The sequence below is a fragment of the Mesorhizobium sp. YC-39 genome, from assembly GCF_025753795.1.
In the GTDB taxonomy this organism is placed as follows: Bacteria; Pseudomonadota; Alphaproteobacteria; order Rhizobiales; family Rhizobiaceae; genus Mesorhizobium.
In genome coordinates, this window is record NZ_JAOWPS010000015.1 from 15,230 (window position 1) to 28,703 (window position 13,474).

Below are 13,474 nucleotides of genomic sequence, written 5' to 3' on the forward strand. Positions count from 1 at the left end.
GCACTATCCAATTTGTACTCAACCACATGACAGCTCCAAACTGACCAGCAGGAAACTGATCGACCTGGCATCCGGCTTGGCTGCATCGGTATCGAGCTTCGCAACGACCTTGCTGACAAGGGGCTCAGCACAGGCGAATTTTTTGATGGCGAGAAGCCTTCGGCGATCGGCGAATATGCCCGCGGCAAAGGCATTCGCCTTCTGGGCCTTTCCGAGGCCTATGGCTTTAATCGCTGGTCGGACGCGATGAAGGACAAGATCAAGCTCTTAATCGTCCAGGCGAAGGAAGCGGGAGCTGAATCCATCAGCCTCATACCGAGCAACGATGGGGCCAACGAACCGGACGAGAAGCGGCTTTCCGATCTCCGCGGCGCACTTGCCGTCATACTGCCGATGCTTGAGGAGGCGGACCTGATCGCCCTTGTGGAACTGCTGGGCTTCACGACATCTTCGCTCCGTCGCAAGCGCGAAGCTGTCGAGGCGATCGAGGCCACCGGAGTGAAGGATCAGTTCCGGTTGGTGTACGACACGTTCCACCATCACATCGCTGGCGAGGCCGAATACTTCCCGGAATGGACGGGCATCGTGCATATTTCTGGCGTCGTTGATCCATCGCTTGCACCCGAGGAGATGCAGGACGTTCACCGCATCCTGGTCGATAAGGCCGACTGTCTGCGGAACGTTGAGCAGATCAAGACGCTTGCCGCTATGGGCTACAAGGGCGCGTATTCCTACGAATCTTTTGCGCCTTCGGTCCATGCGGACGAAAATATTGAGGCGAGCCTGAAGACGAGCATAAAGCTCATCGAGAACTCGGTGGCTCAATGAGCGTAAGACTTGGCCCACACCGGACCGCACAGCATCTAACAGATGCTCCGCAGCTGTGAGCTAGTCCCGGCCGGAGGGCCATGGCCAAATACCAATCTCCCGCCTGCAACCGAGACCGGTGTCAGAGGACGTGTCGCCCAGGTCGTGATCCTGACACGCTGAGAAATCCTCCGGCCGGAAGATTTCGGGCTTCGTGAGGCGCTATTAGATGTGCCTCGCGGAAACACCTCGAAAAGTGGGAGGCGGACACGAAGCCACAGGATACCGCAATCTCCAGAACCGGCATGGCAGATTGGGCCAACAGCAGCTTCGCGTGTTCCAATCGTAATTCCCGGAAGTAGCGGCAGGGAGAACGACCGATATCATTGCGGAACAGGCGTTCCACCTGCCGCCGCGACAGCCCTGCAGCGGCCGCGAGATCCGCCATGGTCAGCGGGGCCGCCAGATTCCTCTGCATCAATTCTATGAGTTTTACGACTGTGGGGTTGAGCCTGCCATGCTGACGCAGCAGCGGCAGCCGCTGACGCTCTTGGCCCGTGCGGATACGGCCGGCGACGGCCAACTCCGCAACGCTCACCGCAACAGGTTCGCCGCAATGATGTTTCACAAGCTCGATCATCATATCGAAGGCTGCGGTGCCCCCGGCGCAGCTCCAGATGTTGTTGTCGGCTTCGTAGATGGTGGCTACCGCCTCAATGCGCATGAACCGCTCCTTGAACCCCGGGAAGGCCTCCCAATGAACCGCACACTTGCGATCATTGAGCAGGCCAGCTTTGGCCAAAGCAGTGACCCCGTTTCCAAATGCGCCCGCTGCAATGCGGCGCTGCCGACATTCCCGTAACCACGCGCTCAGCGCCTTAGTTTCGCGTCCTTCATCATGCTCGTCTCCGAAGACCAGAGCCAGTACGGGGCGTTCAGGCTGCATCAGGTACCTGCGCTCCCGGGCCAAGTCGGCGTCGGCCGTGACATCGATGCCGCAGCTTGCCCTTACAGCTCCGCCCAGGTGGGAAACAACACGCCAGCGAAAGGCTTCACGCCCGGCGGCTTTGTTGGTGAGGCGGAAAACGTCCAAGGCCAAGGATACGGCGAGAAGTTCGAACCCGGGTGCCAAATAGAGGGCGACAGTGATCGGCTCTATTGCAGGAACAGATGCCCAGGCGCCGTGGGACCAGTGATGGACCATTTTAGACTCTCCGCCGTGTTTTCTTAGCGACGCGGCATAGTTAGCCGCGATGGCATTAGGGAAAGGACGATTGCGTCGGCATGGCAGTAGCTTTGCGACGCCGCCCTGGTTCGGTCCCACTGCCACCAACGAAATGCAAGCCGAGGCGGAGCGTCCTACCCGAGCACCGGCGAGGGTGGGCGCCGGAAGACCGCGGCGGCCGGGGTACCTTGCCGCAGACCGAATCCTCTTTTTCCTTTCCTACAGTGTTGGAGAAGCAAACCTAATTTTGAGTAGTTGCTCGAAATATGTCTAAGACGAGAACCGCTCGGAATTTGCTATCTCCATAACCGTTCCACGCACATGGCAATGCCCATACCGCCGCCAACGCACAGGGTCGCCAGACCCTTTGAAACGCCGCGCCGCTTCATCTCGAACAACAGAGTATTGAGCACCCGAGCGCCGGAAGCGCCGATCGGATGACCAATGGCGATGGCGCCGCCGTTGACATTGACGATCGCCGGATCCCACCCAAGGTCTCTGTTGACGGCGCATGCCTGAGCCGCGAAAGCTTCGTTCGCCTCCACGAGCTCAAGATCGCCGATTTTCCAGGCGGCCTTTTCCAGCGCCTTGCGCGAAGCTGGGATCGGGCCTGTGCCCATGATCGAGGGGTCGACGCCCGCAGTTGCCCACGAAGCGATGCGGGCAAGCGGCTCGATGCCGCGGCGACCTGCCTCTTCTTCGGTCATAAGAAGCATAGCAGCCGCGCCGTCGTTGAGGCCCGATGAATTGCCGGCGGTGACCGTGCCGTCTTTGTCGAACGCAGGGCGCAGCTTGGTCATCGATTCCAGCGTCGCGCCATGGCGGATATATTCGTCCTGGTCGACCGTAACATCGCCCTTGCGGCCCTTGACGACGAAGGAAATGATTTCGTTGGCAAAGCGGCCAGACTTCTGAGCGGCTTCCGCCTTGTTCTGCGACGCGAGTGCGAACTGGTCCTGATCGTCGCGGGAGAGCTGCCACTTCTTGGCAATGTTTTCTGCCGTCGTGCCCATGTGATAGCCATAAAATGCGTCGGTCAGGCCGTCTTGGATCATGGTATCGACCATCTTGAAGTCGCCCATCTTCACGCCGCCGCGCAAGTGCGCGCAATGCGGTGCCATTGACATGGATTCCATACCGCCGGCGACGATGATCTTGGCGTCACCCGTGGCTATCTGCTGCATGCCGAGCGCCACCGCGCGCAGGCCCGAGCCGCAGAGCTGGTTCACCCCCCAAGCCGTGGCCTCCTGCGGGATGCCGGCCTTCATCGCCGCCCGACGAGCAGGATTCTGGCCCTCGCCCGCGGACAGTACTTGGCCGAGGATCACCTCATCGACGTCGCCCGAGTCAATGCCGGCGCGCTCGAGGACGCCCTTGATGACGGCGGCGCCGAGCTCGTGGGCAGGCGTGTTGGCAAAGGAACCATTGAACGAACCAACTGCGGTCCGTCCCGCGCTTGCGATGACAATAGATGCAGTCATGAGGGGTCCTTCCAGGATTTTGAATGACTGACACGGCCGCTATGGCAGCGTATCAGTTGACGATTGTCGCTTCGGTGGCGCCGCGGAACTCGTTCTCGCCCACGCCGTCGGCGAGCTCAACGATCTGCAATCCGCCGTCGACGACATCAAGCACGCCCAGATTTGTAATGATCCTGTCGACCACCCGCTGACCGGTCAAAGGCAGGGTACATTCTTTGAGTACCTTGGATTCACCAGCCTTGTTGGTATGGTCCATGACCACCACGACGCGTTTGACACCGGCGACCAGATCCATTGCGCCGCCCATACCCTTGACCAGCTTGCCTGGGATCATCCAGTTGGAGAGATCGCCCTCCTCCGACACTTCCATTGCGCCAAGGATGGCCATGGCGACCTTACCGCCTCGGATCATCGCGAAGCTTTGCGCTGAGTCGAAGAAGGCCGAATGCGGCAGCGCCGTCACTGTCTGCTTACCGGCGTTGATCAGATCCGCATCGACCGCATCTTCGGTCGGGAATGGGCCGATGCCTAGAAGGCCGTTCTCCGACTGTAACGTCACATGCATCCCTTCAGGAATATGGTTGGCGACGAGAGTGGGAATGCCGATGCCGAGGTTGACGTAGGTCCCATCTTCAAGTTCGCGAGCCGCTCGCGCAGCCATCTGGTTTCGATCCCAAGCCATGTGTTCTCTTCCCTCACGCTACGCGTGTCGTGCGTTGTTCGATGCGCTTCTCGTGTTCGCCCTGGATGAGGCGATGCACGTAAATCCCGGGCAAATGAATCTGATCGGGATCGAAGCTGCCGACTGGGACAATCTCTTCGACCTCGGCGACGCAAATCTTGCCGCAGGTTGCTGCCGGCGGATTGAAGTTGCGAGCCGTCTTGCGAAACACCAGGTTGCCTGTCGTGTCCGCTTTCCAGGCTTTGACAATTGCCAGGTCGGCAACGATGCCAGTCTCAAGGATAAAGGTTTCTCCGCTGAACGCCTTATGGTCCTTACCTTCGGCAACGACCGTGCCGACGCCAGTCCTGGTATAGAACCCTGCGATGCCGGCGCCTCCAGCACGCATACGTTCGGCAAGCGTGCCCTGCGGATTGAATTCCAGCTCTAGCTCGCCGCTGAGATACTGCCGCATGAACTCGGCGTTCTCGCCGACATAGGAGGAGATCATCTTTCTTATCTGTTTGGTCTTCAACAGCACGCCAAGTCCGAAGTCATCAACGCCGCAGTTATTCGAGGCAATCGTCAGATCCTTTGTACCCGCCTGGCGGATCGCACCTATCAACAACTCTGGGATGCCGCATAGGCCAAAGCCGCCGGCAGCGATCGTCATGCCGTCATGCAGAACACCCTCCAGCGCATTTGCTGCACTGGAAAAAACCTTATTCATATTGTCCTCCACTTTGCGATGCCCGCGCCTTTTCGACGAGACCTCGTATCGCGGCAACTTTGCGGATTGCGCATGGCGCGACCATTCGTAAGAATACGTAGGTCCATACGTGGAGGATTTATTATGCTGAGTTCGGCCAGAGCGAAAAGCTTGGGCAATCTTGACCGCATCGGCTTTATGCATGCGCCTGACGCGACGCTGGTGCTTTCTAATCGCGTCATCCTGCGGGCAAGCCATCGCGTCCAATCCGTCTTTGGCTGGTTGATCCGCGAGGTGGAAGGACAGTCGATGAGAATACTTTACCCCGGTCAAACCGATTATGAGGTGATCGGCGAAAAAGCCCGCCGCGCCATGCAGTCCGATCCCGTCTACCGCGATGCCCGCTTCATGCGTCGAAAGGACGGAGAGGTGGTTTGGATGGAGGCGTATGGTGCCGCGCTTGATCAGGACGATCCGCAAGAATTGGCGATCTGGTCTTATCGCCCGGTCGCGGCAGAACATAGCCAGGGTCACGGCCTGACTGCCGCAGAGGCGCGGATTGCGCGCTATCTCGTCAACGGCTTCACCAGCAAGGAAATGGCTCGGTCCATTGGTTGTTCCCCAAGGACTGTCGAAGTCCACCGCGCGAACATGATCGCAAAGTTCGGGGTTCGTAACACGTCTGAACTGGTAGCGCGGCTGCTGGCCGCGCGATAGAGACCTGTGCGTCGCTCAGCGCCGAGCCGTTGGGCCCGGTCTCGGCCAGCGAAGTGCGCTTGCAAACTTCCCATCCAAAAATATCAACGATCTCGCCGTGCCCCATTCGGCGGTGACTGTCGATATGGCCAAGTATCATCGGTGTTGAGATTGCATGAACCGAAGACAACTTGACCGATTTACTGAAATCCCTTCCGTCTGTTTGGCTCGCGAACCAGAGGTGGCCTCTCGCTTCCAACAGGCCGGTGTTAGGCTTCAACGACGTTGCTGCCCGTTTTTGGGTGTGATCCGGACGGTGCGGGTTCGTGCGCCAATGGCCCACATCACCCTCGCGCTCACGCTGCGCAATGGCCACAAAAATGGTCGCTAAATGGTCATGAATGTGATGGCCCGCATCGGTCGCTCGCCCCTTGCTTGAGACAAGGCACCGGCCGATCCGGCACAACCCTGTAATGGAGAACACCGCAGGCTTACACTGTCCCCTCTGAGCACCATCATAGGGCCTATAGTGTAGCTCCGATTTTCAAGCCTTCATACACAGCTTCCTCTGCCGTGCGCGATGCTAGGCAATCGCCCAACATATGGATCGGAATGTCGAGCCCCTTCATTTCGGCCTTTAAACCGTCGAAGGGGCGATGGCCGTGACACAGAACCAGCATGTCGATGTCCTCAAAGACCATCGCGTTACGGCTTGCGGTGTGCTGGAAGAAGACTGTACCGCTATCGACCCCAAAGACCCTCGCATAGGTGGTCACGCGGATGTCCAGCTTATGAAGTTCGGCCGCGATATTGTCACGTACATAGAGCGGCAACGCGGCTCCAAGATTGGTTCCGTTGACGGCAAGTTCGACGCTGCTACCTTCCCTAACCATCATCTCGGCGATGCCGGGGCCGATCCAGTCGTTCCGCCAATCGGCTACGACGACCCGCCGACCAGGCTTTACATCCTTGCGCAAGATTTGCCACGGATCGACGACCTGAACGGAACCGTCAAATTCCAGCTTGGGCATGTAAGGCGTTGCACCGGTTGCCATGACTACGGCATCGGGCGCTTCCTTTTCGACCAACCCTCGATCAACCCAGATACCGCGCTTGATCTTAACTTGGTGGATTTCAAGTTCTCGCGTGAGATTGGTGATGATTCCGCCGAATTCGGCGCGGCCGGGCAGTAGCTGCGCCAGTCGGGCCTGCCCTCCCAGTTGGCCTTCGCCTTCGTAAAGGGTGACCTGATGTCCACGCTTGGCCGCTGTGATCGCTGCCTTCATCCCACCTGGTCCGCCGCCTATAACGATGATGCGACGGGATCTTTCGGCACGAGGCAGCGTGCCGTAGTGAAGTTCCCGGCCGGTTTCAGGATGTTGAATGCAAGAAATCGGATAGCCGCGGTGAAAATGGCCGATACAGGCCTGATTGCAGCCAATACAAGCTCTGATGTCGTCGGGACGCGCTTCACAGGCCTTGATGGGCATGTCCGGATCGCAGATCAGCGCGCGAGTCATGCCACACATGTCCGCAAAACCTCCTGCAAGGATCGCCTCGGCTTCATGCGGTTGGTTGATTCTTCCCGTGACGAAAACAGGAATGCCCAGCCGGTCCGTGAACCGCTTCGCATCGTTGGCCAGATATCCGCTTTGATATGCCATCGGCGGCGCGATATGGACGGCACCTCCAATAGTAGCAGAGGTCCCCGCGGTAACGCTAACATAGTCCAGAAGCGATTCCAGCGCGACGCAACATGCTAGAACTTCTTCACTTTCCAGCCCAGTGTCGTCGCGGTCATCCGTGCTGATCCGCATGCCGATGACAAAGTTCTCGTCTGTTTCTGCACGCATCGCCGCAAGGGCTTCGCGGAAAAACCGAAGTCGATTGTCAAAGCTGCCCCCGTAATCATCTGTCCGCTGGTTGACTTCAGGATTCAAGAACTGGATCGGCAGGTATCCGTGGCTTGCGACGAATTCCACACCATCCAAGCCCGCTAGGAACATGCGACGTGCGGACGCCGCATAGCCTGCTACGATCTCGTCTATAAGATCCTTCTCCATTTCGCGAGGCATCACATGGAAACGCTCGTTAGGGGAGACGGAGGGCGCATAGGCTACGGCAAGAAGACCGTCCGCGCTTTCCATAATTTCACGACCGGGATGGAAAAGCTGCGAGAAGATCACGCAGCCCTCGGCATGGCAGACATCGGCAAGCTGTCGGTAACCCGCAATGCAGGTATCGTCAGTGGCCATCAGCATATGTGAGGTATAGCGCGCCGTCTCATGCACACCGGCCACCTGCGTGACGATCAAACCTACCCCGCCCTTTGCACGGGCCTGGTGATAGGCGATCAACTCTTCATTGATCAAGGCTTCTGTTGGCAGGGTCGTGTCATGACCGGTGGACATTATGCGGTTCCGGATGGTCTTTCCGCGAATTTTCAACGGCGAAAAAAGTCTCGAGAAAAGCCTATCAGCCATTTGGCTTATCCCGCGCACGCTGTTTCCAATCGACGGGCGACAATGCGTAAAATACGGTCGCGTTCGTGCCTTCATAATGCAGCTGCGTATTTTCGGGCACCCAGAGCACGTCGCCAGGGCCGCAGTTGAACACATCGTCGCCTACCCGCAGTCTGAAATTCCCTTCGAGCGTCACAATCAGCTCGTCATACAGAACGGTCCAAGCGATCGAACATGCGTCGAACCGAGCGATGCCTGCACCCATGGAGTTGCTGATTTCGGGACCGACCAAACGGCTGATTGATGCCCTTTGCGGATCATCGCCATATGCCTCAAAGTTACGATCAGATTGTTTGAAATGTATTATGTGTGACAAGTTCTACCTCCTTCAGTATACCTAATTCCAGCATTTGCAACAGAGGCTCCACAACTGCTTTCAGCTTGAGATTGTCCGACATCTTCTCTTAAAAGGTTGGACTTTAAGAAACATGAAGCTTCACAAGCTAGCTAATTCGCGGTTTTTGGAACAATCTTTCTCCGTTTGACTGCGTAAGGCGAGAGATTAAATCAGGCACCGCCCCGCGATCGATCCAGCACCTGTCAACTAGGGTTGATAAAGCCTCCGCAATGCCTCTTCGGGCGATCATGCTGTGTCCAACGATATTTTCCACAAGGTAATAGTCGCCGCCGAACGTAAGTATCTTATGGGTTGGGGCGGTTACCAGAACTTCCGAGAGAAAACGAACAGAAGCGACCGGATTTATAATCCACGTCCAACACATGTCGAGATATGCATTGCTGTATTGCTTGCAGATCGCAATGTACTCGTCCTGGTACGGGTAACCGAGATGCATAAGTATGAACCGGATTCGGGGATATGACTGCAACAGCCGGCAAACGTCGTTGGCGTTCTCCCGCACCCTCGATAGGGGCATAGAATCCTTAGTGGCGTAATAGCCGGTGTGGATCTTCACCGGCAGGTGGAAATCTTGCGCCTTTCGTAAGCAGTAGTGAAATAGGAAGTCCTCGAGCTCTCGTGCACCTTCGTGGCCGATGAACGATCGGGGCGCTATAACCGCTGCAAAGTGGCGCTCCGCAACATGCAAGTCCACATGCGCAAAATCCAAAGCGCGATAGTAGGCTCCCACATACTTTATAGCCACCGCAGTTCGGCCAAAACGCTCGAAGTAGCTGTCGATTGCCGCCAACCAATCACCAAGGCATTTGACTTCAACGCCTAGTTCTTCTTCCACCTGCCTGACGTCTCCGAGGGAACACCGGCTCAATTCCATGATGCTAAGATCCTGCCCCAGAAGGGTCGGCGATTCAGTTTCCATGAAGATGCGCTCCATGGAATTCACCTGGCATTGGGAGATGTTGCAGACGTCCTTTATTATGTGTCGATAGAAGCCAGGTTTTCTGGTCTCTTCATACTTCGCCGCGACCTCATCGATTGTTTCAAGACTAAATGCGCTTACCCCGTACAGCTCCCTGAACGTCGTAATTAGCGCTTGCGCGTAGCCTGTATGCCGAATTCGTTCCCAATATGGAGACACAATCTTGAATTTGGTGGTTGCAGTCGTCCCAGGTTCATAAAAGCGCTGCTCTTCGTCGGAGCCCATACCAGCACAGTGAAGGTCGTCCTGGACGTACTCTTTAAACAGCAGGGACCAGTCGTCGCAGGGCAGCAGCCAATCATTGCGGGGTTTGAGACGCCGGGACTCTTCTACAAGGTGCTCGTGCGAGTCAAAGAGTGGGCTCTCCTTCACCCTGTCGTAAACCCAGGTCATTGTATCGGTTGAAGTCATGGCTGTTCCTTCAGTATCCAAAGGTGTTTCTTGAATCTATCCGAGGCGAGATTTGCGCAGCTTCTTCGTCAACCAATTTGGGTCGCGTTCCGGCACCGACTCTAGAAGTGCGCGGGTATAGGGCGACTCAGGAGAATCCAGCACCCTGCCCTTTGGACCGACCTCCATTATGCGACCGCCACTCATGATCACGACATCGTCGGCAATTGCGCGGACCGTTGAAATATCATGAGTGATAAACATATAGGCCAGCCCAAGTTTGGACTGCAGATCGTCGAGAAGTTTGAGAATTTCTGCAGCAACAATTTGATCAAGAGCGGAAGTAACTTCGTCGCAAATGATCAATTTGGGCTCTGCCGCAATCGCCCTGGCTATCCCGATGCGCTGTTTTTGTCCGCCTGAAAGTTCCGAAGGCAGCCGGTTTATGAAACTGTCCGGATCGAGCCCGATCAGATCGAGCAATTCCCGCACGCGGCCGGTCAGAGCCTTTCCGCGTAAACCCAAGTACATCTGCGCCGGGCGCCCGATCAGCTCACCAATCCGCAGTTTGGGATTCAATGCGGTGTCCGCCATTTGATATATCATCTGAACCCGGCGAAGCTGGTCGCGACTGCGCTTGCGATAACTGCCGGGCAATTCGTCGCCGTCTAAATGAATACTTCCCTGCGACGGTGGCTTGAGGCCGGTGATTACCCGGGCCAACGTAGACTTGCCCGACCCGCTTTCGCCCACAACAGCGACGGTGCGCCCCCGGTGAAAATCAAGATTGATATCCTCCAAACACAGGGCCTGGCCGTAGGCGGCGCTGATATTTTGGATGGCGAGGAGGGGAACACTGCTCGATTTGACTTCGGGACGCGGTATTCTGTTGTACTCACGTACAGCCCACAAGGAGCGGGAATAGTCCTCGCGCGGGGCATTTACCATTTCCGCGGTGTCAGCCTCTTCAACCTCACGTCCGTGCCGCAGGATTTTGATCCTGTCCGCCATCTGCGCCACCACCGCCAGGTCATGGGTGATGTAAATGGCCGCGGTATTATACTGCCTAACAATGTCACGTATCGCCGACAGCACTTCGACCTGAGTGGTCACATCCAGCGCCGTGGTCGGCTCGTCGAAGATGATCAGGTCAGGACGACATGACATGGCCATGGCGGTCATGGCGCGCTGCAACTGGCCGCCAGAAACCTGATGCGGATAACGAAAGCCGATCCGTTCGTGATCGGGCAGCTGCATACGGCGATAGAGGTCGAAAGCATCCCGCATCGCTTCATCGCGTTGCATGACGCCATGCTGCACCGGCCCCTCGATATATTGCGAGATCAGCCGGTGGGCCGGGTTGAAGCTGGCCGCCGCCGATTGAGCCACATAGGCGATCCGGCGTCCGAGGATGGAGCGATGCCCGGCCTCGGACTGCGCAAGCAAATCGATCCCGTCGAAATGGATCGAACCGCCCGAGATCCGGCATCCATCGCGGGCAAAGCCCATGGCGGCAAGGCCCAACGTCGACTTGCCCGCGCCGGATTCACCGATCAGCCCGAGCACTTCGCCTTTTCTCAAGGTCAGATCGACACCCTCCACGACCGACGTCCAGATGTCGTTCGACCGGGCTTCGATATGAACGTCTTTCATGACCAGAAGCGGGGTAGCATTGGACATATCCGGCATCGGCCTACTCCTGCAGGCCGCTTGCGATATGCAAGAACCAGTCGACCACGAAGTTCACGGCGACCGCAAGGAGCGCGATGGCCCCGGCGGGTAGTAGCGGGGTCAGATCGCCGAAGGTGATCAGCGCTGCATTGTCACGCACCATCGAGCCCCAGTCGGCCATCGGTGGTTGTATCCCGACGCCCAGGAAGGACAGCGCCGAGATCGACAGGAAGACGAAACAGAAGCGCAGGCCGAATTCGGCAATCAGCGGTGCCAGCGCATTGGGCAGGACCTCGCGGAAAACGAGACGGAACAGGGTTTCGCCCCGCAGCCGGGCCGCCTCGACAAAATCCATCGTGACGATGGTCTGCGCCACCGCCCGTGCCACCCGGAAGACGCGGGTTGAATCGATTACGGCAATGACCAGGACCAGCGAAATTATCGATGTGCCGAAGATCGTCAGCAGCAGCAGCGAGAAGATCAGCGCCGGGATCGCCATCATCACATCAACAAGGCGGCTGGAAAGCTGATCGGCCCAGCCGCCCACCGTCGCGGCCAGCAATCCGAACGTTGAGCCAATCACAAAGGCGATCACCGTGACGGCGAAGGCGATACCAACAGTATTACGTGCGCCATAGATCAGCCGGGTGAACATGTCGCGGCCCAGATTGTCCGTGCCAAGCAAATTGGTCGCGCTCCATGGCATGAACTGATCGGCCACCACCTCACGTTCAGCAAACGGCGCGATTAGCGGGGCGAGAATGGCGACGCCGACATAGAGCAGGATGATCAGCATGCCAAACGAGGCGGCGACTGGAGCCTGGCGGACTGCGATCCTGACATAGCCGGTGGTGCAGCGCGACAGAATCCATCGAAACGACCATCCGGCAATCGTACCAAGAACGATTGCAAGGGCCCCCCAAGTCAGGAACATGACAGGCGTCATTGGAAAAGCACCTTCACTTGGTGTGCAACAGTCGCGGGTTCGTCAGGATCGACAGCACATCCGCCAGTAGATTGATCAGCACATAGGTGGCAGCAAAAATCAGGGCGATCGACTGCACCACTGGCATATCGCGTCGCGAGACCGAATCAACCATCAACTGCCCAAGGCCCGGATAGACGAAAACGACCTCCACGATGACGACGCCAGTAATCAGATAGGCGATGTTGATTGCGACCACAGTGATGATCGGGGCCAAGGCGTTGGGCAGCGCATGAATTACGATGATGCGCAAAGATGGCATCCCTTTCAGTCGCGCCATTTCGATATAGGGCAAGGCAAGCAGATTGATGATCGCGGCCCGTGTCATCCGCATCATGTGGGCGGTAACCACCATCGTGAGAGTCAGCGCCGGCAAGAAGGCGCTGTATAGAAAGCCGCCAAGCCCTCCTCCCGGTGTCAGCCGCGTCATCGAGGGGAATATCCCGGTCTGGGCTAGCACGCAGATCAGGATATAAGCGACGAAGAATTCTGGGAAGGATATCGCGGTCAGTGCAACGCCGTTCAGCAGCCGGTCCGGCAGCGTGTTGCGTAATAGCGCCGTAAGCACCCCAAGGCCGATGGCGAGGGGGACGGCGAGGACGATGCTGTAGGTCGCCAGGAAGAACGTATTCTCCAGCTGTGGATGCAGCAATTCGGAGATCGGCCTCCCGGTGGCAAGGGATTTGCCGAAATCCCCCGTTAGCGCACCACCGAGCCAGTGCACATAGCGAATATAGGCTGGCTGATCGAGGCCGAGCTCCAGGCGCAGAGAGGCGAGCGTTTCGGGCGTAGCAGATTGCCCCAGCATCGCTTCAGCAATATCCCCCGGGAGCAGCTCGGCGGCCAAAAAGATCACCAACGATACGAGGAAAAGCGTGACAAAGCCGAGAGCCAGTCGTTGGAGTATCAGATTACTGATTTTGCGCATTTGCCTTTTCCCGCGGGCACCTTAGAAACGGTAGCGCGGCGGAGAGCCTAGACTCTCCGCTA

At 57.5% G+C, this 13,474-nt stretch carries 12 protein-coding genes; 2 read left to right on the top strand and 10 right to left on the bottom strand.

Going from position 1 to position 13,474, the window contains the following annotated elements; translation table 11 throughout:
- Window positions 1-90 precede the first annotated feature (90 nt).
- A complete protein-coding gene (locus OHD62_RS34150) occupies window positions 91-828 on the top strand; it encodes a TIM barrel protein (RefSeq protein WP_412177466.1) in 738 nt (245 codons plus the stop codon).
- Window positions 829-949: 121 nt separating this feature from the next.
- Here OHD62_RS34150 and OHD62_RS34155 read toward each other — a convergent pair whose 3' ends face one another.
- From OHD62_RS34155 to OHD62_RS34170, 4 genes are all read right to left on the bottom strand, one after another.
- On the bottom strand, window positions 950-2,011 hold the full coding sequence (locus OHD62_RS34155; RefSeq protein WP_263791970.1) for a GlxA family transcriptional regulator: 1,062 nt from the start codon (window positions 2,009-2,011) through the stop codon (window positions 950-952).
- Between the two features lie 317 nt (window positions 2,012-2,328).
- Complete coding sequence (locus OHD62_RS34160) at window positions 2,329-3,513, bottom strand: acetyl-CoA C-acetyltransferase (RefSeq protein ID WP_263791972.1); 1,185 nt, start codon at window positions 3,511-3,513, stop codon at window positions 2,329-2,331.
- Window positions 3,514-3,565: 52 nt separating this feature from the next.
- On the bottom strand, window positions 3,566-4,195 hold the full coding sequence (locus OHD62_RS34165) for a 3-oxoacid CoA-transferase subunit B (protein ID WP_263791974.1): 630 nt from the start codon (window positions 4,193-4,195) through the stop codon (window positions 3,566-3,568).
- Window positions 4,196-4,208: 13 nt separating this feature from the next.
- Entirely contained in the window at window positions 4,209-4,904 is a 696-nt protein-coding gene (locus OHD62_RS34170; RefSeq protein WP_263791977.1) for a CoA transferase subunit A, read from the bottom strand.
- A 123-nt stretch (window positions 4,905-5,027) separates the two neighbouring features.
- Here OHD62_RS34170 and OHD62_RS34175 point away from each other — a divergent pair, with 123 nt between their 5' ends.
- Window positions 5,028-5,600 carry a LuxR C-terminal-related transcriptional regulator gene (locus OHD62_RS34175; protein ID WP_263791979.1) on the top strand — a complete coding sequence of 191 codons (573 nt, stop codon included), beginning with the start codon at window positions 5,028-5,030 and terminating at the stop codon, window positions 5,598-5,600.
- Between the two features lie 503 nt (window positions 5,601-6,103).
- Here OHD62_RS34175 and OHD62_RS34180 read toward each other — a convergent pair.
- The 6 genes from OHD62_RS34180 to OHD62_RS34205 form a co-directional block, all read right to left on the bottom strand.
- Entirely contained in the window at window positions 6,104-8,062 is a 1,959-nt protein-coding gene (locus OHD62_RS34180; protein ID WP_263791981.1) for an FAD-dependent oxidoreductase, read from the bottom strand.
- Window positions 8,055-8,417, bottom strand: coding sequence for an AraC family ligand binding domain-containing protein (locus OHD62_RS34185; protein ID WP_263791983.1), 363 nt, complete (start codon window positions 8,415-8,417; stop codon window positions 8,055-8,057). The genes OHD62_RS34180 and OHD62_RS34185 overlap by 8 nt, the downstream gene beginning before the upstream one ends.
- A 127-nt stretch (window positions 8,418-8,544) precedes the next feature.
- Window positions 8,545-9,849: an amidohydrolase gene (locus OHD62_RS34190; protein ID WP_263791984.1), complete on the bottom strand. Its 1,305-nt coding sequence runs from the start codon at window positions 9,847-9,849 to the stop codon at window positions 8,545-8,547.
- A 36-nt stretch (window positions 9,850-9,885) separates the two neighbouring features.
- On the bottom strand, window positions 9,886-11,517 hold the full coding sequence (locus OHD62_RS34195; protein ID WP_412177463.1) for an ABC transporter ATP-binding protein: 1,632 nt from the start codon (window positions 11,515-11,517) through the stop codon (window positions 9,886-9,888).
- Window positions 11,518-11,521: 4 nt separating this feature from the next.
- Window positions 11,522-12,295, bottom strand: a complete 774-nt coding sequence (locus OHD62_RS34200; protein ID WP_263792074.1) for an ABC transporter permease — start codon at window positions 12,293-12,295, stop codon at window positions 11,522-11,524.
- A gap of 163 nt (window positions 12,296-12,458) precedes the next feature.
- The gene (locus tag OHD62_RS34205; protein ID WP_263791986.1) at window positions 12,459-13,412 is read right to left on the bottom strand and encodes an ABC transporter permease; all 954 of its coding nucleotides are present in this window, start codon (window positions 13,410-13,412) and stop codon (window positions 12,459-12,461) included.
- Window positions 13,413-13,474: the final 62 nt, after the last annotated feature.

Excerpts from the sequence above, each read along its gene's own strand:
- OHD62_RS34155 (WP_263791970.1), bottom strand. The coding sequence starts at position 2,011 with ATGGTCCATCACTGGTCCCACGGCGCCTGGGCATCTGTTCCTGCAATA.
- OHD62_RS34160 (WP_263791972.1), bottom strand. The coding sequence starts at position 3,513 with ATGACTGCATCTATTGTCATCGCAAGCGCGGGACGGACCGCAGTTGGT.
- OHD62_RS34165 (WP_263791974.1), bottom strand. The coding sequence starts at position 4,195 with ATGGCTTGGGATCGAAACCAGATGGCTGCGCGAGCGGCTCGCGAACTT.
- OHD62_RS34170 (WP_263791977.1), bottom strand. The coding sequence starts at position 4,904 with ATGAATAAGGTTTTTTCCAGTGCAGCAAATGCGCTGGAGGGTGTTCTG.
- OHD62_RS34175 (WP_263791979.1), top strand. The coding sequence starts at position 5,028 with ATGCTGAGTTCGGCCAGAGCGAAAAGCTTGGGCAATCTTGACCGCATC.
- OHD62_RS34180 (WP_263791981.1), bottom strand. The coding sequence starts at position 8,062 with ATGGCTGATAGGCTTTTCTCGAGACTTTTTTCGCCGTTGAAAATTCGC.
- OHD62_RS34190 (WP_263791984.1), bottom strand. The coding sequence starts at position 9,849 with ATGACTTCAACCGATACAATGACCTGGGTTTACGACAGGGTGAAGGAG.
- OHD62_RS34195 (WP_412177463.1), bottom strand. The coding sequence starts at position 11,517 with ATGCCGGATATGTCCAATGCTACCCCGCTTCTGGTCATGAAAGACGTT.
- OHD62_RS34200 (WP_263792074.1), bottom strand. The coding sequence starts at position 12,295 with ATGCTGATCATCCTGCTCTATGTCGGCGTCGCCATTCTCGCCCCGCTA.
- OHD62_RS34205 (WP_263791986.1), bottom strand. The coding sequence starts at position 13,412 with ATGCGCAAAATCAGTAATCTGATACTCCAACGACTGGCTCTCGGCTTT.